This window comes from Actinoalloteichus caeruleus (genome assembly GCF_049311605.1).
Lineage (GTDB): Bacteria > Actinomycetota > Actinomycetes > Mycobacteriales > Pseudonocardiaceae > Actinoalloteichus_B > Actinoalloteichus_B caeruleus.
The window spans coordinates 2,001,955-2,028,714 of sequence record NZ_CP186005.1; the positions used below are offsets into that span (position 1 = coordinate 2,001,955).

Annotated in this window: 22 protein-coding genes; 10 read left to right on the forward strand and 12 right to left on the reverse strand. The window is 70.8% G+C overall.

Features of this window, described 5'->3' with window-relative positions; translation table 11 throughout:
• The first annotated feature begins 93 nt into the window (after positions 1 to 93).
• The 4 genes from ACOJVX_RS08950 (at position 94) to ACOJVX_RS08965 (ending at position 3,642) form a co-directional block, all read left to right on the forward strand.
• Positions 94 to 1,839, forward strand: coding sequence for an albusnodin/ikarugamycin family macrolactam cyclase (locus ACOJVX_RS08950; protein ID WP_418155855.1), 1,746 nt, complete (start codon positions 94 to 96; stop codon positions 1,837 to 1,839).
• The gene (locus ACOJVX_RS08955) at positions 1,820 to 2,107 is read left to right on the forward strand and encodes a PqqD family peptide modification chaperone (protein ID WP_016697755.1); all 288 of its coding nucleotides are present in this window, start codon (positions 1,820 to 1,822) and stop codon (positions 2,105 to 2,107) included. The genes ACOJVX_RS08950 and ACOJVX_RS08955 overlap by 20 nt, the downstream gene beginning before the upstream one ends.
• 5 nt (positions 2,108 to 2,112) lie before the next feature.
• On the forward strand, positions 2,113 to 2,529 hold the full coding sequence (locus ACOJVX_RS08960) for a lasso peptide biosynthesis B2 protein (RefSeq protein ID WP_418155856.1): 417 nt from the start codon (positions 2,113 to 2,115) through the stop codon (positions 2,527 to 2,529).
• Positions 2,530 to 2,619: 90 nt separating this feature from the next.
• Entirely contained in the window at positions 2,620 to 3,642 is a 1,023-nt protein-coding gene (locus ACOJVX_RS08965; RefSeq protein ID WP_422647408.1) for a protein-L-isoaspartate O-methyltransferase family protein, read from the forward strand.
• Positions 3,643 to 3,654: 12 nt separating this feature from the next.
• Here the strand turns inward: ACOJVX_RS08965 and ACOJVX_RS08970 are convergent, their stop codons facing one another.
• Positions 3,655 to 4,707: a hypothetical protein gene (locus ACOJVX_RS08970; protein ID WP_418155857.1), complete on the reverse strand. Its 1,053-nt coding sequence runs from the start codon at positions 4,705 to 4,707 to the stop codon at positions 3,655 to 3,657.
• 341 nt (positions 4,708 to 5,048) lie between these two features.
• Here ACOJVX_RS08970 and ACOJVX_RS08975 point away from each other — a divergent pair, with 341 nt between their 5' ends.
• Positions 5,049 to 6,257: a helix-turn-helix domain-containing protein gene (locus tag ACOJVX_RS08975; RefSeq protein ID WP_039785994.1), complete on the forward strand. Its 1,209-nt coding sequence runs from the start codon at positions 5,049 to 5,051 to the stop codon at positions 6,255 to 6,257.
• A 352-nt stretch (positions 6,258 to 6,609) separates the two neighbouring features.
• Here ACOJVX_RS08975 and ACOJVX_RS08980 read toward each other — a convergent pair whose 3' ends face one another.
• From ACOJVX_RS08980 to ACOJVX_RS08995, 4 genes are all read right to left on the reverse strand, one after another.
• A complete protein-coding gene (locus tag ACOJVX_RS08980) occupies positions 6,610 to 6,705 on the reverse strand; it encodes a DUF397 domain-containing protein (protein ID WP_083886115.1) in 96 nt (31 codons plus the stop codon).
• 160 nt (positions 6,706 to 6,865) lie between these two features.
• Entirely contained in the window at positions 6,866 to 7,060 is a 195-nt protein-coding gene (locus ACOJVX_RS08985; RefSeq protein ID WP_083886111.1) for a DUF397 domain-containing protein, read from the reverse strand.
• 249 nt (positions 7,061 to 7,309) lie between these two features.
• Positions 7,310 to 7,501: a DUF397 domain-containing protein gene (locus ACOJVX_RS08990; RefSeq protein WP_418154810.1), complete on the reverse strand. Its 192-nt coding sequence runs from the start codon at positions 7,499 to 7,501 to the stop codon at positions 7,310 to 7,312.
• 14 nt (positions 7,502 to 7,515) lie between these two features.
• On the reverse strand, positions 7,516 to 8,361 hold the full coding sequence (locus ACOJVX_RS08995) for a helix-turn-helix domain-containing protein (RefSeq protein ID WP_418154809.1): 846 nt from the start codon (positions 8,359 to 8,361) through the stop codon (positions 7,516 to 7,518).
• 1,095 nt (positions 8,362 to 9,456) lie between these two features.
• Here ACOJVX_RS08995 and ACOJVX_RS09000 point away from each other — a divergent pair.
• From ACOJVX_RS09000 to ACOJVX_RS09015, 4 genes are all read left to right on the forward strand, one after another.
• On the forward strand, positions 9,457 to 9,654 hold the full coding sequence (locus ACOJVX_RS09000; protein WP_418154808.1) for a hypothetical protein: 198 nt from the start codon (positions 9,457 to 9,459) through the stop codon (positions 9,652 to 9,654).
• Between the two features lie 102 nt (positions 9,655 to 9,756).
• A complete protein-coding gene (locus tag ACOJVX_RS09005) occupies positions 9,757 to 10,107 on the forward strand; it encodes a hypothetical protein (RefSeq protein ID WP_418154811.1) in 351 nt (116 codons plus the stop codon).
• 355 nt (positions 10,108 to 10,462) lie between these two features.
• Complete coding sequence (locus ACOJVX_RS09010; protein WP_422647409.1) at positions 10,463 to 10,831, forward strand: MarR family winged helix-turn-helix transcriptional regulator; 369 nt, start codon at positions 10,463 to 10,465, stop codon at positions 10,829 to 10,831.
• A complete protein-coding gene (locus ACOJVX_RS09015; protein WP_418154805.1) occupies positions 10,828 to 11,322 on the forward strand; it encodes a hypothetical protein in 495 nt (164 codons plus the stop codon). Before ACOJVX_RS09010 ends, ACOJVX_RS09015 begins: the two co-directional genes overlap by 4 nt.
• A 191-nt stretch (positions 11,323 to 11,513) precedes the next feature.
• Here ACOJVX_RS09015 and ACOJVX_RS09020 read toward each other — a convergent pair whose 3' ends face one another.
• The 6 genes from ACOJVX_RS09020 to ACOJVX_RS09045 all read right to left on the reverse strand — a co-directional run bounded on the left by ACOJVX_RS09020 (position 11,514) and on the right by ACOJVX_RS09045 (position 22,227).
• The gene (locus ACOJVX_RS09020; RefSeq protein ID WP_422647410.1) at positions 11,514 to 13,151 is read right to left on the reverse strand and encodes an ABC-F family ATP-binding cassette domain-containing protein; all 1,638 of its coding nucleotides are present in this window, start codon (positions 13,149 to 13,151) and stop codon (positions 11,514 to 11,516) included.
• 658 nt (positions 13,152 to 13,809) lie between these two features.
• Entirely contained in the window at positions 13,810 to 15,078 is a 1,269-nt protein-coding gene (locus tag ACOJVX_RS09025; RefSeq protein ID WP_422647411.1) for an FAD-binding protein, read from the reverse strand.
• 521 nt (positions 15,079 to 15,599) lie between these two features.
• Positions 15,600 to 17,942 carry a hypothetical protein gene (locus ACOJVX_RS09030; RefSeq protein ID WP_422647412.1) on the reverse strand — a complete coding sequence of 781 codons (2,343 nt, stop codon included), beginning with the start codon at positions 17,940 to 17,942 and terminating at the stop codon, positions 15,600 to 15,602.
• A complete protein-coding gene (locus tag ACOJVX_RS09035; RefSeq protein ID WP_422647413.1) occupies positions 17,939 to 20,155 on the reverse strand; it encodes a hypothetical protein in 2,217 nt (738 codons plus the stop codon). The genes ACOJVX_RS09030 and ACOJVX_RS09035 overlap by 4 nt, the downstream gene beginning before the upstream one ends.
• Positions 20,152 to 20,877 carry a toll/interleukin-1 receptor domain-containing protein gene (locus ACOJVX_RS09040; protein WP_418154800.1) on the reverse strand — a complete coding sequence of 242 codons (726 nt, stop codon included), beginning with the start codon at positions 20,875 to 20,877 and terminating at the stop codon, positions 20,152 to 20,154. The genes ACOJVX_RS09035 and ACOJVX_RS09040 overlap by 4 nt, the downstream gene beginning before the upstream one ends.
• Positions 20,878 to 20,937: 60 nt before the next feature.
• Positions 20,938 to 22,227 carry a helix-turn-helix domain-containing protein gene (locus tag ACOJVX_RS09045; protein ID WP_026419131.1) on the reverse strand — a complete coding sequence of 430 codons (1,290 nt, stop codon included), beginning with the start codon at positions 22,225 to 22,227 and terminating at the stop codon, positions 20,938 to 20,940.
• Positions 22,228 to 22,378: 151 nt separating this feature from the next.
• Between ACOJVX_RS09045 and ACOJVX_RS09050 the strand changes: the two genes are divergently transcribed.
• Positions 22,379 to 22,648, forward strand: coding sequence for a hypothetical protein (locus ACOJVX_RS09050; protein ID WP_030228419.1), 270 nt, complete (start codon positions 22,379 to 22,381; stop codon positions 22,646 to 22,648).
• Between the two features lie 1,631 nt (positions 22,649 to 24,279).
• Here ACOJVX_RS09050 and ACOJVX_RS09055 read toward each other — a convergent pair.
• Positions 24,280 to 25,782 (reverse strand): MFS transporter, encoded by a 1,503-nt coding sequence (locus ACOJVX_RS09055; protein ID WP_272500018.1) that lies wholly within the window; start codon positions 25,780 to 25,782, stop codon positions 24,280 to 24,282.
• Positions 25,783 to 26,760: the final 978 nt, after the last annotated feature.

Below are 26,760 nucleotides of genomic sequence, written 5' to 3' on the forward strand. Positions count from 1 at the left end.
GAGTGAGCAGATATGCGCTGGAGCACAGGATGGTACGGCCGCCAACTGGCTTGCTGGCGGCCTCGGCAGGGTCGGCTCCTCGCGGACCTCGCCATGTGGCAATGCGGCTGGCCTGCTGGTCAGGTACGGACAGCGACAGGACGGAATGTCAGTCTGGCCGTCATCGGTGACTGCGGAGCCGATGACGAACACCTCGACAGCGGGCTGGCAGCCGTGACGAATCAAGACTGGCCTTCGCTGACGAAGTGGCCCGGTTCCTATCTCGTGGTAGCGCGCACCGGGGCCACTTTGGCGGTGATCGGAGACCTGTCCACCCAGCACCCGGTTTACTGGTGCTCCGCCGAGTCCGGTCTATGGTGGTCGACGTCAGCGATCGCGCTCGCGTCGATGAAGTCACTGCCGGTGGATCGAGTCAGCCTGGCCGCTAGGCTTGCCTGCGCGCAACCAGACGTTCTGGGCAGCCGATCGCTCTTCGAAGGTGTTCACCGAGTGCCGTCAGGGCATTTGCTGCTCGTTGGTCCAGACCGGGTGAGCACGATCCGCTACGAGCCGAGCAAGTACCCCGTGCACTCGGTTCAGGACGCTGCCTCGAAGGTCCGGGTGTCACTGGAGGACGCGGTGGACGCGCGCCTGGACGGACGTCCAGTAAGTGCTGACCTCGCTGGGCTTGACTCGACGACATTGGTCTGTCTCGCGGCCCGACGGAACCCAGTACACGCTGTCACGTTCGCGAACCGCCGGCTACGTGATGACGACGAATACTACGCCACCCGCACAGCCCGTGCGGTGGGGTCAGTACGCCATACTCTGGTCGAGGGCGGTCCTTCGGCAGTCTATTACCACGCCTGCTGCATCGACCTCGAATCGCTGCCACTGACGGATGCTCCGCACGCCTATGTGGTCACCGCTTCGATCAAACGAGCTGTTCTTGGTGCCGTCGCCGTGCCCGGAGGCGTTCACTTCACTGGCTCCGCCGGGGATGGAGTGCTGGCGACTGGCTCGGCATACCTGGCGGACCTCGTGCGGACCCGCCGCTATGGCTTGGCGCTTCGACACATGCTGGGTCACGCGCGCCTTCGTAGCCGTTCTCCCTGGCGGGTCCTACGCCAGCACTGGCCGGCAGCCCACGGCGACCTCCGGCGCGCGTGGCACGCGTGCGCCCGGGATTTGAGGTCCCCACCCCGCCCTTGGGAGCCCCAGGCCGCCAGACCTGTCTCGTGGACTCCGCTACTCGCGACAGCGGACTGGATGGGCCGACGGGCGCGAGCTGACCTGGCTGATGCTTTCGACGAAGCCGCAGAAGGGCTGACCGACTCACCACCCTCACTCGCGGACTGGAGCGATCGACAGCACCTGGTAGATATCGCAGGTGACATCGCTGGCTGGCGGGAGCTAGCCCTGCACGATCACGGTGTCGAGCTGGCAGCGCCGTTTCTTGACAACGGCGTCATTCGTGCCTGTCTCACAGTTCCAGCTGAGCAGCGCGGCTCACCCGATCAGTACAAGCGTCTGCTGACCAATGCGTTCTCGGGAGCCGAGATCGTGCCCGACTTCGTCCTTAACCGCCACACCAAGGGCGGGTTTGACGGGGTGTCCTACGGCGGCCTGGTCTCCCACGCTGAAGGGCTTCGGCGGCTGCTCGGCTCCTCCTCATGCTTGGCTGATCTCGGGCTTCTCACTCCGGGGCACGTGACGGACACCCTGGGACGCGCGGTAACCGGTCTGCCGCTGGCAGCCGGTGCCTTGCACCTCGTTACCGCTGCCGAGGTCTGGCTTCGCCAGCTCGATACCGCACAGTCCTGGTGGGAAAGGATGCCTCATGCTGCGCCTGCGGGCTGACGTCCACCACGCCCTGACCGGGGAGGGAGGAGCACTACTCGACGAGCGCACGGGCCGCTGGACGTATCTGAGTCCTAGCGCCTCCATGGCGCTGAGGGCGCTGCTGCACAGCGACAGCATGGAACAGGCTTCTCGGGTCTACGCCGACCGGTACGGAGTGGATCCGCTCGTCGCGCGGAGTGACCTGGAGCAGGTGGTGGACGCCGTGCGCGGCCTCCTCCACCAACACCGCACAAGCGTCCGGCGACGCCGGTGGTGGTCACGATGACCACGATGGAGGCTTACCACCCAGGCAGGGCGGCACCCTCGTGGAGGGCCCAGATCGCGGTGTTGGTGGGAATCGCCACTGCGCTGGTCGCTCTGCGTCTTCCGATGCGTGTCGCCACCAGTCTCTGTCGATGGACGAGGCGACGAGAATGCCGAAGGATCAGCGCCAGGCAGGCCGCTCGCCTGGTGGCTGCCGTGAGATGGACGGCTCGCCGCTGGCCGGGGCGCTTCGCGTGCCTGGAAACCTCCCTTGCCACGGTCCTGGCTGCCCGGATCCTCGGGCTGGACCTCCAGTGGGCACTCGGGGTTCGATTCAGCCCACCGCCAACCTCGTACCACGCCTGGGTGCACCAGCCAGGTCACGGACCTGCGGGGGAGTACACGGTAGGCGGATGGCACTACCACTGCGTCCTCGTCATCTGAAGGCTAAGTATCGCGGCACGGAGGACCCGCTGAGATCTGAGCACTACCCGTGGTGCACAGTAGATTACTGAAGGCAACGAGGAGGATAACGTGGTGACCATCGCCCCTAGCGTCGCTTCTATCGCGGAAGCAATACCGGAAACCCACTACTCCCACCACGATGGACGCGGCCACACTCCGATGCGGTCGAACCCACTGGTGATCCACCGCGAACTCACGCTCCTGGACGTTCACCCGGCCCAGCGCGTGTGCGAGATCGGCACCGGCTCCGGGTACTCCGGGGCGCTGTTGTCGTCCCTGGTCGGTGAGGACGGCCGAGTGGTCAGCGTGGACATCGACCCTTACCTCGTGCAGTGGGCACGGTGTGCCCATCGCGAGCGTGGAGTGCGGAACGTCAGGTGCGTGGCGGGGGACGGGCGTCAAGGATTCGCGGCCGAGGCCCCCTACGATCGCCTCGTCGCATGGTGCACGCCACCGCACCTGCCGAAGTCGTGGGTCGACCAGTTGAAGACCGGCGGCGTCATCGTCACACCGCTTCCGGTGGCGCAGGTCCCCCAGATCACGGTGGTCGCTGAGATTCTGGTCGACGAGGATCGGACACCGCGAGTCCGGCGTGTCCTGCACGGCGGCTACATGGAGACCGTGTCCAGTCCCTGCGATCCGGACACGCCCACCCGTCTCGTCGACTGGGAGTACCGCCTCCCCTCGGCCGCGTGGATATCAGTCGGGTGGCGGGATGAGGACAACGAGCTGCGGGACGGTGCGCGCACGGCACTGGACAGGCTCTTGGCCGAGTCCTCGATCCGCGTGACAGCCGGGGAAGACATCGACTGGGGAAGTTGGAGGACCTGGGCGGCTGCCACCGACGACCACCACCTGACCGCTGTCGGCTGGCCCTCGGGTGGGATCGCGGTGGGCCACAGCACCGCGGAATCCATTGCCGTCCTTCGCTACGACGGAATGATCCTGGCTGATCGTCGGGCATCACCGTCCTTGCGGGTGGTGCGGGACTGGTTCCAGGAATGGGACCGGGCTGGACGGCCGGCCGTCGAGGAGTACGAGGGCACGCTGTCCCCCCAGCAGGATGGATGGAGGTTGCGGCTCTCCCGCTAGGGAGGCAGGGGGTCAACGGCTCGCGATTCGAGCAACAAGATCCACCAGGATGTCACCTGCATGCTGGTGTGGGGAGTCCAGCACCTGCCTCCACATGCTCAGCACATCACCCGAGTTCCGACGCAGCCACTCAGCCAACCGGCGCGGAGGAGTACTGGTGCTCAGCTCGGGGGAGGGCGGCAGTGCCGAATCAATCTGGGCGAGGGTGTCCGCCAGCCACCACGACAGCAGCCTGCGAGCAACCTCCTCGTACTCGCCCGCAGGATAGAACCGCATGGTGTGGGCGATGACGACATCTATCTCAGTTTGGATGAGGCGACGGACTCCTTCACGAGGCTCCCGCTGGTGCAGGAGCGAGAGTCTCGAAAGTGTGCGGGCGCTGTCCTCAGCCAGTTCACCTACACGGGGCTTCGGCGCGATCCACACCATTCCCGCTGGTGTGAACAGTACGTGGTCGGGATCCAAATTCCCCCAGATCGGATGTCGATCGCGGGGGACCGGCAGCATGGAGAGCACGCGTTCGGCGAGGTAGGCGATGAGAGCGCGTGCCGTGGCGAAACCATCGGAATCTGTTCTACTGACGAGGAGGGCCATCCGCGCGAGTCGGAGCTGGACAGAGCGTATTGGTGAGTCCTCCGTGTTCGGAAGACCGCTCAGAACGGTTGGCCCCAAACCGGCGAGCTTAGTCGCAGTGGCCAGGACTGCTCGTGTGACGGCAAGGCCTCTGGCGAGCGCAGTGTCCCACCTGTGGCCACGGATTCGTGGCATCAGCAGCACGGTTTCCGATGCCGCTTGAGCACGTGGCACGATCAGCCCTAGGCGATGGACCCTCTTCACGTGGCGTAGCAGGGAGAGTCGTCTTTCCTCGCCAACAGCGTCACCTTCGAGCGGTCCACCGTACTTCGCGATCAGCCTCGTTGAGGTGTCGGAGCGGTGCACGCCGAGTTCGACGCAACGGTGGGTCCAGCCCGGAAGGAAACCTCCGACGTCGATCCTGGCTTCCGGCCACATCTCTTCAGCTGCTACCAGCGCGGGATTACGGGCCTGGTCGCTGTAGGTCAACATGAACAGAAGCTAGATCTCGCAGGCCTTTCTGAACTGGCAATGATGTAGGAGTGATCAAGCTCGGGCCATCTCAGTGCACTCGGACGTCGAAGTCGCCCTGCCGAGTAGTAGGAACGGATGAGTCATTGCGAGGTCTGGTGTTGACCAAGCTTCGCCAATGCACTTCGTGGTGACCACCGAGTCAGCTCAGAGGGTCCCGCTCCCAACAACGAAGCGTCGCTCGGAGGTTGTCCTGCGCAAGCGTTGAACTGGCAGAGAATTGGCAGTCTTATCACGATTCACCATCGTGGCACTAGTCTGTGATCAACGGGCAGCGTTGTTGGTCACGACGGGGAGGCGCCATGTCCGATCGCCAGGGAGTTGGTCAACGTGTGGCCCAGCAGCGCAAGTTGCGCGGCATGACACAGGCCGCCCTCGCACGCCGTACCGGATTCTCCACGTCCACCATCAGCAAGGTCGAGCGCGGGCAGATGCCAGCTTCGGAGCAGTTTGTCGCGCTGTCGGCACGTGAACTTCGCGTGCCGCCGGTCGAACTGCTCGGTCAGCCTCGGGAGACCCGGCACCCGACGGATCGTGAGACTCGAGCAAGTGTCGCGGACCTTCGCCGGGCCCTGGTTCGTTACGACGCGGCGCCCGAGGACGATGTCGTTCCCCGAAGCGTCGACGAGCTGGCGGCCGAAGTCGCCACAGTGAGTGCCCACCGACACGCCGCACGACTGGACCAGGTCGGGGCGCTGGTTCCGGGGCTGCTTACTGAACTGCGGAGGGCAGCGGAGCGAACCAGCGATGCTTCGGTGCGGGAGCGCGTTTATGGGCTGATGGCCGAGGCGTACTACGCCGCAGGCCAAATGTTGTACAAACTTGGGTACGCGGATCTGTCATCACTCGCGGTTGACCGTTACGAGTGGGCAGCTGCACGGTCAGGTGACGAGCTCGCCGTACTCGTTGGTCACTACCAACGAGCCGGTGAGCTGATCGTGATCAGCGAGTGGGCTGCGGCGCTGTCGTTGTTGGATAGGAGCCGCGCCCACCTTGTCGACGGTGACGAGTACCGCCGTAGCCCCGCCGCGACGTCCGTGTGGGGGAACCTGCACCTCAAGTCGGCACTGGCTTTGGCGAGGTCCGGCGACTTGACCGCAGCGGACGAACATTGGAGGGAAGCTCAAGAAGCTGCTCAGCTCCTCGGGGAGGATCGCGACGATTACCGCCTGGCCTTCGGGCCTACGAACGTCGCGATCTGGTCGGTGTCGTTGGCAGTTGAGGCCGGGGACGCCACCTCTGCCCGTGTCCGTGCGCAGAAGGTTCGCGTCCCCAGACACGCCCCTGCGGAGCGGGTTGGTCGGTACTGGATCGATCTGGGGCGCGCGGCGCTTTTGGATGGCGATCGTGAGCATGCGGTCGCGTGTCTGCACCGTGCACGGGAGGTCTCGCCGCAACAAACACGACATCACCCGATGGTGCACGAGACTTTGCGGGTGCTCGCGACATCACGTCGGGGCTCCGATCCCGTGGCACGCCTCGCGACTTGGGCTGGCGTCTCGGTCGGTTGACCAAATCGATTTCCTTCCCGTCCGCTCCAGTCGACGACCGGGGCTGCACCTCGCCGACATCGACACGTTGCTCGGTCTCCTCGACGACCTGGTGGAGCACGGGCACGGCGTCGTGGTGATCGAGCACAACCTCGACGTGATCCGGCACGCCGACTGGCTGATCGACCTGGGGCCGGGCCGGCCGGCACGGGGGTGGCCAGGGGAGGAGGGCTACCCCGGCCTGCTCGGTTCGACCTGCCGCCGCCGCGTGAGGTGGTGGGTGCTCTCGTGGTGGGCACGGTCGCGCCAGGGTCGGGGAGGAGTCCGGCGCCGGGTGACCTGGAGCAGGTCACCCGGCGCGGTGCCAGGACGGTCAGTAGCGCTTGTTCTTGATCGCGGTGATGAAGCGAGTGAAGGCGGCGTTGTCAACGATGAGAACGCCGCCAGTACGATTCTTGCTGTCGCGGATGCCGACGAGGCCTGGAGTGCGAAGGTATCGATATACTGTTGCCGATTCCCGCTACCGCGGGATGACCTGCCCCGGCGGGGAAAGGTCGTCATCATCCTGCGATCGAAGTGCCGCCCGGGCCGCGCGAGCTGGGCGGTCTTCTCAGCCGAGCGCACTTTGATCAGAGTTTGAGGTCGAGGCTTCCTTGTTTCACGGTTGCCACGAAGTTGGCAAAGGTACGGGTGTTCAGGATGAGCATGCCAGCTTCTCGATTCTTCGTGTCGCGGATGGCAACGACGTTGCTACCAGTCCCGACTTCGACACAGTTGGCCGATCCGCCACCGCTGTGACTCGACTTGTACCATCCAGTTATCACCGTGAATCCTCCAGTTCGTCAATCGTTCGGATCGGGATGGAGATTTCGGTTCCCTCGTTGCGTGCCGTGCTCGAAGGTGGTGCTCCAGCTGGTGGTGTAGTCCTTGTCAAGCCATCGTTCACGGCTGCCGTGCTGCCCATACGGCGCCTTGAGTTTCATCGGTCAGGGAGATGATGTGCTGGAGGCGAATGCAGGTGGCCTAGTTGTTCTGTCCGGTGTAGTTGAGGGCAGAACAACTAGGGCCAGTTGTCAGTAACGCTCGTTCTTGACCGCAGTGATGAAGCGGGTGAAGGAGGTGGTGCCCACGATGAGAACGTCTCCGTCGCGGTTCTTGCTGTCGCGGATGCCGACGAGGTTGGGGGCGGAGCCGACTTCGACGCATTCACCTCCGCCGCCATTGGAGTATGTGCTGGTGCGCCAGCGGTGGAAATCTACCCGCATGTGTTTCCCTTCTTCTACTGGAGTAGGCGTGATATCAGTTTCCTGGTCTCGGAGCAATCCATAGCTGCTTCTTGGATGATGTGGAACGCGTCCACGTGGCGTTGAACCGCTGCTGACTCCTCCGCGTAGTCGCCCCGGTTGAGGGTCTCGAAGTAGACGACGTCGTCGAGATGCTCCTCTCGAAAGCCAAGTACGACGAACTCACTTCCCAGCGCGGGATGGGCGCCTGCTCCGGTCGGGAGCACCTGGATGCGAACGTGCGGCAGCTCAGCCAGCTCGAGCAGTCGCCGGAGCTGTCCCCGCATGACCTCCGGTCCTCCGACCGCGCCGCGCAGCAGGGGTTCCCACAGCACTGCGTGGACGTGTAGGGGATTCGTCGACGTCAACCGCTCTTGGCGCGTCTCCCGGATGAAGGATCGCTGGCGGGAGACCTCTGCCGTCGGTTTGGGTAGCCAGCTCGCGCTGAGCGCGGCGAAGTAGTCGCCGGTCTGGAACAGGCCGGGCACGAGTTGTGCCTTGAAGATCCGCACCGAGGACGCTTCGTCCTCCAGTTCGATGAGATCCTGGGCCGCGTCCCACAGGACGTCGCTGTACTGCGACCACCAGCCGCCTTCCTGTGCGGTGGTGACGGCGGCGAACAGGCGGTCGCGGTCGCGTTCGGGGACGCCGTAGGTCAGGGCCAGGGCAAGGGTCTCGACGCTGGTGGGTGCCTGGACCGCGTGCTCGATGCGGGAGATCTTCGATGGCGACCACTTCAGCTGTTTCGCAGCCTCCGTGGCTTTGAGCCCCGCCGACTCACGCCACTTGCGCAGCTCCCGGCAGACCCGTCGCATTCGGACTCCTGCGCGGTACTCGGACACCCGATCTCCTCCCCGTACGCCCGACCGAGCGTACGACAGGCTGGCACTTCCTCCGACCTCTTACTCCTTATGGGTCATCTCGTGCAAATTGCGCGTCAGTACTCTTGCGCCGCAGTGTCCATGTGGGCAAGGTGGCATGCGCCACAGCGTCCTGTTCGCAAAGAGGAGGAGGGGTCGGGCCAACTTTCCACGGCCGCCCGACCCCTCCTGACGAGAGGAACCGAAGCATGCACCACGATCCCGTCTCCCCGGCCATGCTACTGGGCGTGATCGACTCGCCTCCCGACACGGGGGCGGAACGCGGAAAGCCCGCTGCGCCCCCCGGATCTCCTGCGATGTCCGGTGTCGCCACGCCCTTCGCCTGCGCCGACGAACGGTCAGGCGGTAATCAGGCGCCCGGGCGTCACAGCTGCCTCGCCCTCGACCTCGCTCGCTGCACGGGCGGTGCGGGTGCGGCACGCTGCGACCGCCGCTGCCGCCACGATTCGGGTTCCGTCGTGAGCGGGCGTCCTGGCTCCGGGCGGCACCACCGCCACACCGCCCCGGGACTTCCACCCGGTCCGAATCCGCACGGCGCCCGTGGCCTCCCGCTCGCCCCGGGTGACCAGCTCCGTCCAGGCTGGACGACGGTGCTGTGGGGTGTTTTGCCCGCACCCTGCCAGCAGCGGCCAACGAAAGGGGTGCGGCGTGGTGCTTGAGATGGCGCTCGGCGCCCTGATCGCGCTGGTCGGACTGTAGGTGGTCGAACGGCTCGATCGCTGGTTCGGGCCGGCGATTCGCATGGCGCTGCGGGTGCGGCGTGCCCGCCGGACCACTCGGCAGGCATTGGCCTCGGTTGGCATGACCCGCCCGACCAGCACCCGCCGCCCCTTCCGCGCTACCGGGAGCCGGTCGGCCCGCTAGCCCTCGCTGGTCGTCTCCGCCGACCAGACCTTGCCGTTCCGCCCGGATCTCGTCGGGGGCCGGCGGGTAGTTCCGCTCTGCCCACAGGGGCCGAGCGCGACCCTGCGGCTCCTGGCCGGCGTCCCGGCCAGCCCCGCTTCTCCCTCACCCCGCGCGTCCGGCGCGGGCTCTCCTACTCCCCGAGGACATTCCGTGATCGTGCACGCCCTCATCCACACCGTCGTCTCGTTCCTGATCGCCCTCTTAGCCCTGGTCCTCGTCGTCGGCGCGGTCGCCCCGCACCTGGCTGCCTTCGGGAACACCCCGCGGCCCTGGTACCCGGCGGCGGACACCGTGGTCCACGCGCTGACCGGCCCCCTGAAAGCCCTGCTGTGCGGACTGGTCCCGTGACCGGGACCGTGGCCGACCCGGGGGAGGCGGTCACCGTCGTGCTTCCCCCGCTCACCGGTCGCGCCCGGCGGGTCCGCCCCTACGTGATGGAGGCCTGGAGTGATGGACGCGGCGGCGCGGAAGGCCCTGGACGCGGTACCCGAGTTGGCGGCGGTCTACGCGTTGACCCGGCGCGGGTGGCGGTGGGTGTCGTTGACGCGGGGCACGGGCGCCCTGGTCGGCTCCTTCGCCTGGCCTGGCGGTGGCTTCGTGGACTGGTGCGTGATCCGGGGTCACGGTGAGGTCGAGGGAGTTCGGGTGCGGGACGGCGACTGGGTGGTGTGGTGCCTGTCGGGTTCGGTGGGGGTGGTCGCCGCCGAGCTGGGAGCCTTGCCACCTCCGGGTTCCTCGTCCGCGCCCCGGCTGCTGACCGGTCGTCGCTGGCGGCCCCCGGGGCCACTCCGCCCCCGCTGACCCCGGCGGTGCCGGCTGTCGGCTCGGCCGGACCAGCCACGCGCCCGGCCGCCGTGAGGAGGACGGCTCCGCCCCCGGAGTCCGTCCCGTGTGGTCTCCGGTCGCGGCGACCCCATCGGCACGGTCTTCCCGCCGCTGGCGGTGGCCACCACTGACGACTGTCCACGGTGATCGCTGGCAGCGCGCCGTGTCGGCCAGGGACCTCCCCTCACCCTGCCCCGACCCGCGACCAGGAAGCCCGACACGATCAGGAAGGAGGTGGTGCCCAGGACGACGCCACCACCGTGTGTACGCCGCCCCGCCCGCCCCGGCGGGGCGGCCCTCGCCCAGCCCGGCCCCCAGCGGAAGGAAACGCATGTCCCTCACCCCGCCGGACTCCTGGATCGCGATCCGCCGGACCGTCCGCGACTGCGACGCGACCCCACTCCCCGGAGCGCTGCGCCTCACCGACCTGTTGGTGCTCCTCGAACTCGACCGCCAGCCCCAGCAGGCCGGCTCGGTGGCCGAGGCCCTCGGCATCAGCCCCAGCGGCCTCACCCGGCTCGCCCACCGGCTGGAGGACAGGCGACTCCTCCACCGCGTCCGCTGCTTCCACGACCGCCGTGGCGTCCTGCTGATGGCCACCCCCGACGGCGTCGCCCGGACGCGCATGGCCTACCCGCACGCCCAGACCGTCATCCGCGCCGGCACCACCCGGCTCCGGGAACTCGCGAGCCGGCCGTGAACGGCCCCGACGAGCTCAGCGGCGAGTGGATCACCCGCTGTTCGGCCGACCCGCCGGTGGAGGATGGCCGGCTCTACGGGCACGTCGACCTCGACGTCGGGCGGGGACCGGTCATCGCACCCGGTGTCACCTACCTGGCGGGGACCTTCGACTACCGGCGCTTGGTGCTCTGCCGGGCCGAGGTCCGGCACTGCGCGGAGTTCCCCGAGCTGAGCACCGCCGTGTTGGACGTGATGCGGGACCTCGCCCGGCGCTGGGGGATCCCGGACTTCGTGGGGCCGCCGGCGACGATGAAGCGGCGTCGGCGGCACGTCCCGCCGTGGGGTCGGGTGCGGTTCTGGGCGTGGGAGGCGCGGGACCCGGTCAACGTCAGCTTCGCCGGTCGGGCTAGTTTCAAGCACGGCGAGTGGGCCAGGCTGGACGACCCGGAACCCGAGTCCCGGCCCGCTGGCCCCGGTGGTCCTCCCGGGCACATGGTCGCGGGCCGCTGACCGCGTCCGCGCCGCCGCCCCGCGAGCCCGGTGCGGGGTCGCGAGTGGGGGAGCGGCGCGCGTTCCGAGCCCGGGACGTCGCGGTGCGCGGCCGGCGCGCGCCACCCCAGTCGGGCGGGGCGGCGCAGCACGCCGCCGGACGTCGGCGCCGCTGACCGCCGGCCGCACGACGGGACGTCCGGGTGGGGTCCTCAGACCTCGGTGACCCGTCCGTCGGCCACCACGAGGTGGCGGGTGGTGTGCACGGCCTCCACCATCCGCCGGTCGTGGGTGACCAGCAGCAACGTGCCCTCGTAGGAGGCCAGCGCCGACTCCAGCTGTTCGATCGCCGGCAGGTCCAGGTGGTTCGTCGGCTCGTCCAACACCAACAGGTTCACCCCGCGTGCCTGCAACAACGCCAGCGCGGCCCGGGTCCGTTCGCCAGGCGACAGCTCCGAGGCGGGGCGGAGCACGTGGTCGGCGGTCAACCCGAACTTCGCCAGCAGGGTCCGGACCTCGGCGGGCGCCCAGTCCGGCACCTCCGCGCCGAAGGCGGCCAGCAGGGTGTCGTCGCCGAGGAACAGGGCCCGGGCCTGGTCGACCTCGCCCACCAGGACACCCGCTCCCAGGCTGGTCTGCCCGGACTCCACCGGCACCCGCCCCAGCAGCATTCCCAACAACGTGGACTTCCCCGCGCCGTTGCGGCCGGTGATCGCGACCCGGTCGGTGCGGTCGATCTGGACGTCCACCGGACCCAGCGTGAAGGATCCCCGGCGGGCCACCGCCGCCCGGGCGACGGCCACCACGCCGCCGCTGCGGGGCGCGTCGGCGATGGACATCCGCAGCTCCCACTCCTTGCGGGGCTCCTCGACCACCTCCAACCGTTCGATGAGCCGATCGGTCTGGCGGGCCTTCGCGGCCTGCTTCTCGGTGGCCTCCGCCCGGAACTTGCGGCCGATCTTGTCGTTGTCGGTGGCCTTCCGGCGGGCGTTCTTCACGCCCTTCTCCATCCAGGCCCGTTGGGTGCGGGCCCTGGACTCCAGGCCGGCCCGGGTCGCCGCGTACTCCTCGTAGGCCTCCCGGGCATGCCGGCGGGTGACCTCCCGCTCCTCCAGGTAGGAGTCGTAGCCACCGCCGTAGAGCCGGATGCGCTGTTGGGCGAGGTCCAGTTCCAGCACCTGGGTGACGGTGCGGGCGAGGAACTCGCGGTCGTGGCTGACCAGCACCGTGCCCGCCCGCAGTTCCCTGACGAAGCGCTCCAGGCGTTCCAGACCGGCGAGGTCCAGGTCGTTGGTCGGCTCGTCCAACAGGAACACGTCGTACCGGCTGAGCAGCAGCGAGGCCATGCCCGCCTTCGCGGCCTGCCCACCGGACAGCGACGGCATCAGCTGGTCCAGCCCCACCCCGATCCCCACGTCCTCGGCGACCTCCTCGGCGCGTTCGTCGAGGTCGGCGCCGCCCAGGGACAACCACCGGTCCAGGGCCTCGGCGTAGGCGGTGTCGGATCCGGGCCGGCCGGCGCTCAACGCCTCGGTCGTCTCGTCCAGGTCGCGTTGGGCGTCGGCGACCCCGGTGCGGCGGGCGAGGAAGTCCCGAACGGTCTCCTTCGGGCGGCGGTCCGGTTCCTGGGGGAGGTGGCCGACGGTGGCGGTGGGAGGGTTGAGCCGCACCGTGCCCTCGTCCGCCGGGCGCAGTCCCGCCAGCATCCGGAGCAGGGTCGACTTGCCGGCCCCGTTCGCGCCGACCAGGCCGATGACGTCCCCGGGGGCGACGACGAGGTCCAGTCCGGAGAAGAGAACGCGGTCTCCGTGTGCCGCGGCCAGCCCGCTGGCGACGAGTGTTGCCGTCATGAGGGCTCCGATGCTAGCGGCGGGCGGGGCGGGGCGACGACCGGATTCCCGGAGCCCTGACCGGGCGATGGCTGGTCACGGCGGGTGTGGCACGAGGGGGAGCCACCGGTCGGGCCGCCTCTCGGACTCCTTGTGCCCGACCGGGGACACACCAGGCGGGGGAGGGAGTCGTCGTCGGCGCTGGTGGCCACCGTGGGTCGCCACCGTCGACCCGCCCGAGCCGCGTGAGGACGCCCTGATGAGTTGGCGTGCCGAACTCCTCGACCAGCCTCCTGGGACCACAACGTCGGGCCCACGCTGGACGGTGCTTCCGGCATGAACAGGGCGAAGTCGGCGCGTCGTGTGAGGTCGCTGGCGAGGACGGGGTCCCCCACGTGGCGGCGCCACACCGGCGGGCCCTGGCTCTCGCCCCCTGGAGGTCGCTCGCCCTGACCACTGTCCACCGCCGGTCGCTGGCGAAGACGCACCGGTCTGCCCCGTGGGGTCGTGATGCCGCTAGGGAACACACGTCCGGCTGTCGCGGTCACCCAGCACGGGGGCCCGCCCCGCGACCAGCCGCCCGAGGAGCGACCGGCCCGGACGGGTCGCGGGCCACCACGGGCCTCCCAGGCTGACGGCCCCAGCGGCCGGCCGGGCTTCCCCGCCCGGGCCTGCCGGGTCAGTGGGCGCCGATGCGGTAGCGCGTGCCGCCGACCCCGGCCGTGATGCGGTGCACCCGCTCGTTGTCGGCCTCCATGTCGGACACCGCCGCCGGGTCCCCTTGGGGCGCGGAACGCAACAGCGCGCACAGCCACACGACCGCGCCCTGGGGCAGCGCGGGCCGCCCGGCGCGCAGCATGATGCTCCGCAGCGGGTACACCAACACCAGACCCGCCTCTCCCAGCAGTCGAGGCGTCAGGCCGTCGAGGATGTCCGCGACCGCGTCCTCCGCGTGCGCGTCGGGCAGGAACACGGCGGCCCACGGGTGCGGCGCGTCCCAGTCCCCGGTCTCCCGCAACCGGGCCTCGTCCGCCGCTCCCCGATGCACGAACTCCCGGTGCGAGTGGCGGGATCGTTCCGCCACCTCGACGCGGGACGCCAGGCCCGCCGGCAACGGTCTTCCACCCGACACCCAGGACGGCCCGGCCGCGTCGTCGACGAACTCCGCCAGGTCCAGCCGGTGCCGCCAGCCTCCGTCCACCACCTGCACCAGCCCCTGCATGTGGTCCGGCTTCTCGTCGCCCAGCAGTTCCCGTTGCGCCTCCACGAGGGCCCGGGCGCCGCCGACCGTCAGCCGGACCCGCCGCACCACCGCCGGAGCGGGGACCAGCCGCAGCGTCGCCCGCAGGATCAGCCCGGCCGTTCCCGATCCGCCCAGCACCGAGGTGAACAGGTCCGACCGAAGCCGGGGCCCGCACCGCACCACCCGGCCCCCCGGGGTGAGCACCAACATCCGCACCACGGAGTCCGCCTGCGCGCCGTGCCGGTAGGAGGTGCCGCCCACCCCGCCCAACGACAACGTGCCGCCCACCGAGAGGTGCGGATGGTCGGTGATCACCGGTGGGGCCAACCCGTGCTCGGCGGCCACGTCGAGGACCTGGCTCCAGGTCATGCCCGCGCCGACGGTGACGAAGTCGGGACCGACGTCGTGCACCGCGTCCAACCCGGACAGGTCCACCACCACGCCCTCCGACTGGGCACGGCCCCCGCAGGAGTGGCCCTGCCCGCGTGGCACCCACGGCAGGTCGTGCTCAACCGCCCAGTTCACGGCCTCCTGGGCCTCGGCCTCCGTCCGGGGACGCGCCACGAAGGCCGGGACGACCCCGACCTGTCCTCCCCAGTCCCGGGCCACCGCGCGGCGCGCCACCGCGTCCGTCGACACGCAGGGCGGTGCCGCCATCGTCGCCGTCCCCCTCGCGCTGTCGTCCTGCCTGGCCCCGTTGCCCATTCCGGCTCCTCTCCCCGAACACCGATGCTGCCACGGTGGGTGAGGGACCGGGTGTGTTCCGGAGTCGTTCCGGTCAGGCCACCGGGGTATTCCCGCGTGGATGGCCCGATCCCGGCCCGCACCCCCGCCGAGCCCGGTCCAGAAGGGACTCGGGACCCGGTTCGTGCCGTTCGCACCGTTCGATCATGGATCGCGCGCAACCGTGCCGGTGTTATCGAAACCCGCGGGGTCGGGGTTGGGCGAGGACGCCGGGAGCCGGCGGCGGACCGGGTGAGCTGGGAGCGAACGCCCAGGGTGTGACGAACGCGTCCCGAGCACCGGCTCGGTCCGCATCCACCGCCCTCGGCCCGGGGCCGCGTGGGGCGCGACCCGTCGGTGGGCGTCCAGGAACCGGTGCTCGGGCTGAGGGGGCCGCCGAGTCGGCGGCCCGGTGCTCGGCGTCGTCCCGACGGGACGGGGCTCGGGGGCCGTGACGCGGGCCGGCCGGCCCACGGAGGACGTGGGCCGGCCGGGGAGGGAGATCAGGAGGAGTTCGGTCGCCGCTGGTCGAACCCGTCCTCGTCGGGCCGGGGGCCCAACGGGTCGTGCCCGTTGGTCGGCGGGTCCTCCGCCTCCCATCCCGTCCAGGGCCGGACACCGAACCCGTTCTCGCGGTGCTGGGTATCGGACCAACTGGTCGTGGGCGACGGCGGGGCGTACCCGGTGGTCGGGCTCCAGAACCCGGCGTGCCCGAGCCTGCCGTCCGGGTCGCTCAGCGAGGTCGGCACGGCGGGAGGCGGTGTGGACGAGGTGGTACCCGGGCCGGTCGGAGGCGGCGTGACCTTCGGATCGGCCGGTGGGGCTGGGGAGGGGCGGTCATCGGACGTGGTCGTCGCCGCGGGTGGCGCGGCGGCGGTCGGAGGAGGTGGGGCCACGGTCGCGGTGTCCTCCTCGCCCGTGCCGTCCGCCTCGGACAGCCCGCCGGTTCCGGTGGTCGTGACGGGCGACGTCGGGGTCTCCGCCGGACTCCCTGGCGGGGGGCTGGTCACCTCGGCCGGGGACGCGGGCGCGTCGCCGAGGTCCGAGGTGGCCCGGGGACCCGTCACCGTCGGGTTGTCGGGTGGTGCGGGGTCGACGGCCGCCCGCTCCTCCGCGAGGACGGCATTGGTGCGGGTCGCGGAGGGTCCGGGCACGGCCTCGGCCTGACTCCCGCCGGTGGCGCCGTTCGGCGTGGTGCCCTCCTGGTCGGGGTTCGTCGCGGGCGGCCGTTCGGAGTCGGAGCGGGAGGTGGAGGGAGTGCCGGAGGCGGGCGGGGTGGGTGTCGTCACCGGTGTGCCCGGCGGTACGGCGGCCGGGGTGACGAGCGCGGCGTCCGAGCGTTCCCCCGCGCGGTGCGGGGCGTCGCTCCCCCGCTGTTCCGCCGACTGGGCGGGCGCGGGACGGTCCGACGCCCCCGCGCCGTCCGGGTCGCCGCCGTTCCGCCACCACGGCCACTGCCCCGAGGGATCGCCCGGTCCGCCAGTCGCCCCGCGCTCCGGCTCACCCCGCCCCCGCTGGTCGTCCGCCCGGCTGGCGTCCTCGCCAGCGGTGCCGCTCACACCTGCCTCCCCGTCACCGCCCGCTCCCGCGACCTCGGGCGAGGCGACGTCCTCCGGCGGGAGCCCGGGGACGTCGTAGTGCTCCCGGATCCGCGAGGACAGCTCCTCGCCCCCGTGCACGGCGACCAGATCGGCGAGGCGGTCGAAGAAGACCATCCGCCCCGGCTGGTCCGACGGCGGGAACAGGTCCCGCGCCAGGCCGTCGACGTGCCCAAGTGCGTCCGAACCGTCGTCCACGGCCCCGGGGTCCCCGCCGTCCGGCCAGGGAGACGTCGTCGCCGACACCGTGAAGTGGGCGCCCGAGGAGTAGCCGTTGGGGTGGAAGGCGCCGTCGTGGAACAGTCCCTGCTGGCCACCCACCTCCGGGTGCGCGGTGACCGTGATGTGCTCGGTCGGGATGTGCTGGTGGTCGGTCGCCCCGCATCCGCCCGCGCCCTCCCCGACGGAGTCGGCGATCAACCGCCGCACCCCCGCCGGTATCTCGGTGCCGTGGGCCGCCGCGGAGAGGGTGGCGAGGCTTCCCAGCATGTTCACGGTCTCCTCGACCTTCTTGGAGTCCCGGGTGCTCTGGGCCAGCCACCAGACGGTGGCGCTGCCGGTGCTGCTGAGGACGTCGTCCCCGAGGTAGGCGCGTTCCGCCCGCTCCTGGTCGCGTTCCCTATCCCGCACCTCCGCGTCCTTGCGCAGCTCCCCGAGCCGGTCCAGCCTCCGCTGGTCCTCGTCCGAGAGGGTCAGCTCCACGTCCTTCGCCCACACCTCGACGCGACCGGAGCCGTCCGGCAGGAGCCTGCCCAGCTCGGCGGCGACCAGGTGCGCGGTCACCTCCCATTCGGTGGCGGGTTGGACGCGGGTGACCGCCAGCGCCCGGGTGATCACCGTGTTCCCCGCCAGCCGCCGCAGCCCCTCCGGCGCGCCGGAGCCGGTGGCCCGCCAGCAGACGGTGCAGGAGAAGTTCAGCCGGTAGTCGGGGTCGTCGCTGGGCAACCGCACCGATTCCCGGTACTCCTCGTACTCCGGCTCCTCGGCGGCCGGTTCCGGCAGGGGCGGGAAGGCCGTCTCCGGGCCCTGCGGCGGGAACGGGGGCGCCCCCACCGAGCCGTACCACTCCCGCCGCTGCCGCCGGGTACGGAACTGGTGGTTGGCGTAGACGCCGACGGCCGCGGGCAGGCCGAGGGCCAACGGCACCCAGACCAGGGCCGGCCAGCTCAGGCCGAGTCCGAGCACCAGCGGCACCATCGCGGCGATCAGGCCGATGGCCCCGATCCGGGACAGTTCTTCGCTGTTCATGCCAGTGTCTCCTCAGCGCGCCGGTCGGCCCCCAGCGGGCACAGACCCTGCGCGCGGTTGATGTGGTGGTGGAGAGCGCGGGCCACGTGGGTCCGCTGGGCGGTGTCCTGGGCGTTGACCGCCCGGCCCAGCGCCCATCGCCGGGCCGTGAGGTAGAGCGGGTTCAGCGCAGCCGCCTCCTCGGCGGCGTCCACCAGGACCGGGAGGAGCGGCTCGCGCCGCGTGTCCTCCGCCACCGCCGCGAGCCAGTCCGATACCGAGGGCTCCCACTCGGCCTCCGATCCGTGGGAGAGGACCAGCGCCCAGCAGTGCACCAGGTGCCGTCGAACTTGGGTCTCCGCGAGCAGTGGACGGGCGCGCCCACGTGGGTCGGTGAGCCGGTCTGGTGCGGTGACCTGGAGGAACAGCCGGAGGTCGCCGTGCAGGTGGGGCCCGGAGGTGTCCATCCTGGTGGCCAGCCGGTCGAGGAGGCGGCGCAGGAAGCGGTGGTCCTCAGCGAGGGCGTCCAGCGCGTCGCTGGCCGAGGCGACGACGTTGTCCTCCTGGTGCCGGGTGAGGTGGTGCAGGCGGACCAGGGCCTGGTCGGGGTGGTCGGGAACGATGGCTTCGACGCACAGCCCGATCAGCACCTGGGCGAGGTCCTTCGGCAGCTCCCTGTCCCGGGACCAGTGGTAGATCTTCTGCCGGAAGCGCCATCCGGCGCGTTGGTCGGCCAGCCCGTGGTCCAGTGCACGCCCCACCTGCGGCAGCAGGAAAGGCGGACGTCCTGACTCGCCGCGATGAGCCCAGTACCGAACGAGGGAGAACAGGCCCTCCCAGTCCTCCGTCCTGATGCACTGCTCGGCGAAGCGGGTGACCACGAGGTCCCGGTCCCGCCCCGTGAGGCTTCGGAGCCTCATGGTGGCGTCGACCCAGGCGCGGAACTCGCGGCGCAGCTCGGGGAAGTACCGCCAGAAGTGGGTGAGGACGGCGGAACCGTAGGCGAGGGTGGAGAAGCCGGTGACCCGACCGTCCCTGACCACCGCCTTGACCGCCGCCAGCCGCTCGGCGAGGTCGGCGCGTTCGAGGACGTGGGTCTCCTGGGGAGGGTAGCGGAGCTTCGTGAGGAGGCCGGCCGCCGCGTGGTGCACGGACTCCAACCTGGCTCCCTCCAGCAGCGCGGCGGTGAGGAGGAGCGCCCGGAAGTGGGCGGAGGGGTTGCGGCGTACCTGCTGGGCGACGTCGTCCCCGTGCCCGTCCAGGGCTTCCAACGCCTGCCCGAGGAGCTTTCCCAACGGCAGGTCCGCCGAGGCCCTGTGCTGGGCGTCCCGGACGAGCTGGGCCAACTTCGCGAGCTGGCGCATGGGGTCGGACTTGACGTGGGAGCTCAGTCGAGGATCGTCGAGTTCCGCGTCGGAGAACGCGATCCCGTCGGCCCGCAGGTGGTTCGCCAGCACCGCGCGAGCGTCGGGGCGCCCCAGCGTGACCAACAGCGGCCGTGACTCGTTCGACACCTGGGAGAGCTGGTCCTCGTTGAGGACCACGACCAGGCGGGCCTGCCGGTCCCGGAGCTTGGTGCGGAACGGGTCCAGCCAGGACAGCAGCTCGGCCGGGTCCTCCGGTGGTCGGCTCGCGAGGTCCCACAGCAACCGTTCTCCCGGCTGGATCGCCTCCCGGTCGAGGATGGCCTTCAAGCCGAGGGCCGCCCCTTCCGACTCGGAGGAGCTCGCCGGGAGCTCCCGGTAACGGGCACGTTCGTCGTCGTCGTGGTGCAGCAGCATCTGCGCGGCGCTGCGCCGGCCCACCCCGGCCGGTCCGGTCAACAGGACCATGCCCTCCACTGCCAGCCGGTCCGCCGCCCTGGCGTGGTTGGGCGGTGGAACGAAGCGGTCCGCCAGCTGGCGCAGGTGGTCCCGGCTGATGTGCCGGGGGTCGTGGCTGATGCGGACCCGCCCGTCCGACCGGATCACGAACATCGTGCCGTTGTTGACCAGGTCCGCGTGGTGGTGCACCTCGTCGCCGTAGATCTGGTGCGTGCCGCCGTGGTTGTGGCCGATCAGGGTGGCGCCGTCCCCGGTGACCTCCTGGCCGCCGTCGAACGCGGGCGCGGCCGGCGGCGGCCCGGGGGGTGCCGGTGCGGAGGTCCCGTCGGCCGCCGGCCCGACCATCGTGGCGGGTCCCGGTGGGGGTGGGGGCGTCCCCTCTCCGCCCCCACCCCCGTTCCCCCCGATCACCGGCGCCCCTCCCCGCGCCGGCCGCCCCAGTGCTGGACGATGCCGTGGTGGTTGTCCCCGGCGACGTAGGTGGTGCCGTCGCCGTGGAACTGGGGAGCGGTGAACTGCGGGCCGCTCCCGGTGTGCACGGGGGCCTGGTAGGTCTCCTGGTAGTGCGTGGCCTGCACCGCCCGGCCGTCGACCCGCCCGATGTTGTTGGTGGTCGCCTGCGTGGCGGCGGGGCGAGCCTCGCCGTCCGCCGCCGTCGCGGCGGGGGCGAGGCCGGGGAGCACCGAGGACAGTGAGTCGGCGAGCCGGGCGAGGTCCTCCTCCGCGGTGTGCGGGCCCAGCGTGCGGTACTGGCAGCGGACCAGCGGGGCCAGCTCGGCGGGCAGCTCCTCGCGGTCGAGCCGGGTACGGCCGCCGACGAGCACCGGCACCACCCGCACGTCGTGGCGGAACGCCTCCACGATCTCCCGTCGCGTCCAGTCGGTGTCCCGGTCCACCGCCCGGCCCCCCTCGGTGGAGCCGGCCGTCAGCCACCGGCCGCCGATGACGGCCAACAACGCCTCACTGCCTCGGACGGCGGACAGCAGTGCCTCCTCGAAGTCGGCCCCCGGGGGGATGGACTTGCTGTCCCGGAAGACGACCCCCGACCCGAACCGACGGGACAACTCCCGTTCGATCAGGGTCGCGGCCATCTCCTCGTCGCCGGTGCGGTAGTTGACGAAGACGCGTGTCACGGACACTTCTCCTTCGAGGTTTTCCGGAGGGACAGGCCGCGCGGGATCGCGCGGCGGGGTTCACACCGCCTCGGAGCGCAGGGCGGCGGTGAGACGCGGGTACAGGTCGTGGACCGCCCGGTGGGTGTGCCAGCGGGCGAGGGTGCGGGTGAGCCTGCGGAGGTCGACGGCGACGGTGGCGGAGCTGACGACGGTGACCGCCGGGAGCAGCCGTTCGGCCAGCGCGCAGGCCTGGTCCACCTCGCCGGCGGCCGCGTGCGCGAGGGCGAGCCGCAGCCCCCAGCGGGCGCGGCTGCGCAGCGCCGTCGCGGGCAGCGCCTCGACCTGCTTCTCCAACACCTCCACCGCCTGCGCGGGCCGGCCGAGCTCGAACAGGCACCACCCGGCGGTCATCTCCGCGACGTCGGCCACCGTGGTGGTGCCCAGCACCGGGCCCTCGTTGTCCTCCTGGCGGGCGAACAGCTCCCGGGAGCGGTCCAGGGCGCGGTGGCACCCGGTGTGGTCACCGGCCAGCGCGTGGCCCTGCGCCTCCCGGCTCGCCGCGAGGGCCAGCACCCGGCCGGGGGCGTGGCCGTCCCGCTGGGCCCGTCTGGACAGGTCGATGGTCTGGGCGGCGTCCTCCCGGTAGAGGGTGACCAGGGCGCGCTGCACGAGGGAGTAGGTGACCAGGTGCGGGTCGTGGCCCTCGGTGGCGAGGTCCACGGCCAGCCGCGTCCACCACAGGGCCGACTGGTCGTTCCCGGACTCCTGCGCCATCCAACCGGTGAGTTCGGCGTAGCGGGCGCACAGCGCGAGCAGTTCGACTCGGGTCCGCTCCGGGGCGGATCCGGCGAGGTTGCGCAGTGCGTCGGTCTGCGTGACGAGCGAGGGCAACACCACGCTGGGGCTGGCGGTCTGCGCGAGGGTGCGCAGGTTCTCGAACAGCGCGCGGAAGAGGTCCACGGCGGGCTGTTCGGCCGCCGTGGCCGCCACCCCCTGCCCGGTGAGGGTGAAACCCATCAACGAGCCCGCCCCGAGGGCGAGCGCGTCTCTCCTGTTCATGGGTCGGAACCAGCTGGAGCCGCCCTGGGTGAGGTTCATCAGCCATACCTCGCGATCCTCGGAGTCCACCTCGGTAGTCGCGGGTTCGGGTTTCCGGGGGGTGGCGAGGGAGGCGAGTCTCCCGTCAGCGTGGAGAACCGCGTCGCAGCGGCGGGCCACGTCCGGGCGTGCCGGTTTGGACCCGTTCTCCAGTTTGCTCAGGTATCCCTTGCTGTAATGCGCGAGATTCGCGAACTCGCCCAGGGACAGCCCCGCTTTCCTCCGTAACCGTCGAAGCTCCGCACCGAACAGTGTGGATTCCTCCGCCACTCGCGCCTCCCCGTTTCCCGTTGCCTCCCGGCGAGGTACGCGGAAACCGCTGGTTGCCGGGTCCGTCCCCGATGACCCTTGAGTCAGGACACGGGGAGCACCGACAACACTACGGAACGTGTCGGGCGCCCGTGCGAGGGAGGAGGCAGTCATGGCGTGGGAGCGACTGAGGTCGGCGGTGGGGGGCACGGCCTCGCACCTGGTGTGCACGGTGGTGTTCACCCTGGTGCAGGGATGGGCGTTGGTGTCGCTGGTGGCGGGTGCGGGGGTCGGGCGGCTGCCGCTCGCCCTGGTGGCGGCCGCCGCGGTGGTCGCCGTCGCGGACGGGTGGCGTGATCTGCTCGTCTTCATACGCGACACCTGTTCACCTCGGTTCTCGCCGCATTCTGTCGAGGAAAGCGGCGAGTTAGCCGGAAGATGACGGGGTTTCCCGTTTCCCAGTTGGCGTGGCGCCGGGCAACCCCCGGTAACCGGTAATGCCGAACGGTTGTCGCGCCGGTGGTCGGGGAACGCGAAAGCCCCCAACCGGGGGAATTGGTTGGGGGAGTGGGTGGACCTCGTTCCGGTGTCGCGCACCCGGTTTCGGTTGTGCGGCACACCGGTTCCGGGACTCGCGCGGGTATCCGTCGGGGGTCGGCGCGTGGACCGGCACCGGTGGGACGGAGCCGGAACGTGGGGGAAGGCACGGCCGCGCGTCGTCCTCGTCAGGCGGCGGCCGTGCCCGCCATGTCGGGAGTGCTGTTCGCCGAGCTGTGCCACGACCCGGGGGCCCGGCAGGGGGTTGCCGCGCACCTCCGGCCGGCGAGCATCGGCCCGGTGGTGGGGGATCAGGATCGCACCGGCCGCGAGCGCACGTCCCGGCCGGTGCGTTCCGAGGCGGCGAACGGAGCCGCCGAGCACCCCGCCGGTGACCATCCCGCCGGGTTCCGTGCTCGGACTGGCGGAGGTCCTGGCCTAGCGGAGGGCCGGCGGTGTTCGAGGTGGTCCTCGCCGTGTCCCGGGTGGGGTGCGGGGGCGCGGACGGGGATGAGGCCGCCCCGAGGACCGTTCGCCCGGTCACGGTCGAGTGGACGCGGTGGCCGGCCGCCCTGAGGCCGAGGCGCCGGCGGCTCCAGCGGCGGTGCCCTCCCGAGTGGACCAGCGTCCGGGGAGAACGGGTTCCGCCTCGGACCGGCGCCGCCGTGCTGGCTCGACGCCGAACGGCCGCGCGCGGGCGGACGAACCCTCGACCGGGTGTGGTCGTCGTTCAACCCGAACGACATCCCACCGCCTCCCGGGTGCGCCGCCCCGGGCGGTCCCGGGGCGAGGGGGTCCGCGCGGTGCCTGGCCCCACGCCGGGCACGGCCCGAATCCGCCGAGCGTTCCGCCACCGGCGACATCCCGTCCCGGTGCGGCGGGCGGGAACGCCGGTGCGGGACGGCGCGAGGCCCGCGTGTCGCCGACGAGCGGATCCTCCGCGCCGAGGCCCGGGCGGCCCGCGAACGCGAGTCGCTCGGCCGCCGGCCCCTGAGCGCCTGTTCGGACGGTCACGCCGATCGCCGGCCGTGCCGCCGGATCTCGCGGCTACCGGCGTCGGCTCGTCGAGAGGCCGCCTCTTGGGCGCGTGGCACGAGCCCGTCCCGCCCGGACCTGAGGTGTTCCACGTGGGTCGGCGGGGCCGAGCCCGGGCTACCGGTGGTGCTGGGCCGGCCGTGGCGGGCGCGTGGTGGGGCGGCCACGGTGGGACCGCCCTCATCTCACGGGTGAGTGGTGGTGGAGGACGAGAAGGCGGACGTCGTCTCCCCGGGGGCAGCTCCGCGGCGGCGACTGGTGGCCGGTCGGGCTGGTCCCGCCGACCGGTGCTCGTCCCCCGCGTGGCGTGCCCGGCTCGGCGGTGTCGTTCCGGGACGACGGCCCCCGGGCTGGTGTGGGGCCGACCGGTTCTCCGACCCGGTGGCGGCCGGGTCGGAGAACGCCGGTCCCTGAGGGCGCCCGTGGTGCGCGTCCCACCCGGACCACCTCACGGCGGTGGGGGCCGGGAACGCGACTCCGGCGGGCGCGGGTGGGGTGGGGTCATCGCGGAGTCCTCTCCCGAACCCGGTTCGGGGAGTCCCACTCCTCGTCGCCGGGAACCCCTGGTCCCACCAGGATCATCGACCAGTGGTCGGGGTCGCCCTCGAGGCGCACCGGCACCAGGGCCCGGCGGCGGTCACCCCGCACGTCCCACCGGCGGGGGCGGAGCCGCATCGGCACCGCCTCGCCCCGTTCCTGCGCCTCGAAGTGCACGGCCCTGGCGCGACGCCACCAGACGACGGTGCGCACCGAGCCCAGCAGCAGCATCGCGAACGCCCCGGCCAGTCCGACCTGGTAGGCGTGTTGGACCGACATCGACCGGCTGAGGTCCAGCAACACGCCGATGAGCAGGGTGGACGAGGCGGTCGCCAGGTGTCCGCCCACGTTGGCCAGGCCGATGGCGGTGCCCATCTGCCGCATGGGGTTGTAGTCGCGGATCAGGGCGAAGGCGACGGCGGTGATCGGGCCGCCGCTGGCGAACACCAGGAACGCCACGCAGGCCAACATCGCCGGCGGTGTCCCGTCGGGCCACAGGGTCAGCAGCAGCATTCCCGTGATGCTCAGGGCGAGGTAGGCCAGCACCCACCACATGCCCGACTCCGGGCGGAGCCGCATGCTGGCACCGATGATCGGTCCGCCAACCACTCCGGTGAAGACGAACAGCCCGATGACCATGCTCGCCGTCGCCGGGCTCAGGCCCAGTGACTCGACCAGGTAGGAGTAGCCCCACAGCAGGCCGAGCATCCCGGGCAGCATCCCGGTGGAGAAGTGCACCCAGAACGCCAGCCGGGTGCCCGGGATGCGCCACACCTGGGGGAACTGCCGGAACACCGAGGTGGCGTCGACCCGTTCACCCTGGGGCTCGGTGCTGTCCTCGTCGAGCCGGCCCGGCCGCATCACCAGGCCGACGACCACGGAGTACCCGAGCGTGCCCAGGCCGAGGAGCAGGAAGGTGGTGGTCCAGCCCGCGTAGCCCAGGGCGAGGGCCAGCGGCACGGTGGCGATGACGCCACCCAGGGCGCCCAACGCGTTGGACATCGCCACCACGAGCGCGTAGTTGCGCGCGGTGAAGTGGACGGCGATGGTGCGCAGCAGCGCGACCCAGGTCAGGGAGTCGCCGACTCCCACCGTGACCCGGGAGAACAGCGCCAGCGGGTACGAGGTCCCGAGGGCGAACAGCACCTGGCCCACGCCCATCAGCAGCACCGAGGCGACGAGCACCCGCTTGGGCCCGAACCGGTCGACGAGGAGGCCGGCGGGGATCTGCATGATCGCGTAGACGATCAGGTGCAGCACGGTGAAGGTGGCCAGCGCGCTGGAGCTGATCGCGAATCTCTCGCTCGCCATCGGGCCCGCCACTCCGAGCGAGCCGCGGTGTAGGACGGCGGCGAGGTAGACGACGACGGCAACCGCCCAAATCAGCCACGCCTGCCGTGAAGCACGGTCGGCCGACACAGTGACCTCCAGTGAAAACGAATTCGGGAGCGGGAGACAGCGCCCCATTACCGGGGAAGCGCACCCGCCCCCGCTGGTCGGAGCGTGAAATTCCGATTACTGAGAGCGACACTATCGCCTCTTTTCCCTGTTTCTTGGCGGCGGCGAGATCGACACTCGTTCGTGCTACCGCGCGGCCCTCGCGTTTCCCGCCTCGGAGTGAAGATCGACTTGCGAAAATCCGGAGAGTGCTCGTGGGTCGCCCCCGGCTGCGGCACGGTCGGCGCGGAACGGGGTGAATCGCCTGCGCAGGACTGGGCGGGCGACAAGACCGCAAGGGGAGTGACCAGCCGCGACACCGCCGCCGGCTCCCCGGAGGGACGGACGGTCCCTGTGCGGTGACACTCCGCTCCTTCCGCAGGTCATCGCCGGTACCACTGCTTCCTCGATCGGGTAAGAAAGCAATTGTGGACGAGTTCGATGCCGCCGAAGGGGTGATGTCGATTCGGGTGCCGGGTCGTGTCGGAAAACATGAGAAGTCCCCGGAGTGGCGCGGCTTCGCGGGGGATGTGATTTGTGTCGATCTTAATCGGTACACCGTTTGTTGGTGGTTAGGAAACAGTTCACATCGGGTATGTGGGTGCGTTTGCCGCCCGGTCGGGCGGCATTCACCGTGCGGTGGTCGCGCGGGGGCGTCCCGGCGACCGCTCGGTGTCGCCTCGCGGGTGCCCGGTGGCACTTCGGCGCGCGATCGGGTGCCCGGTGCGGAGAGCGGGTGTTGGGACCGGTGGGCACCGGGGGGCGACGCGTGGTGCGTGCCCGCGTCGGCGCTGGTCATTCGTTGGGGTGGTGGTGGTGTTCAGATCGGCCAGGACGTGAATGTTGTTCGCCTAATTCTCGGTTCCCGGTGCCCGCCCGTTCGCATTTCGTCGCGAATCCGGGTGACAGCGTCGCGCGATCGAGGTCACCGTCTTCCGTCGATCCGATTCCTGCCGTTACGATCGGCTCCGGGCGCAGCGGCACCTGGACATCGCTCGGACTCGTGGC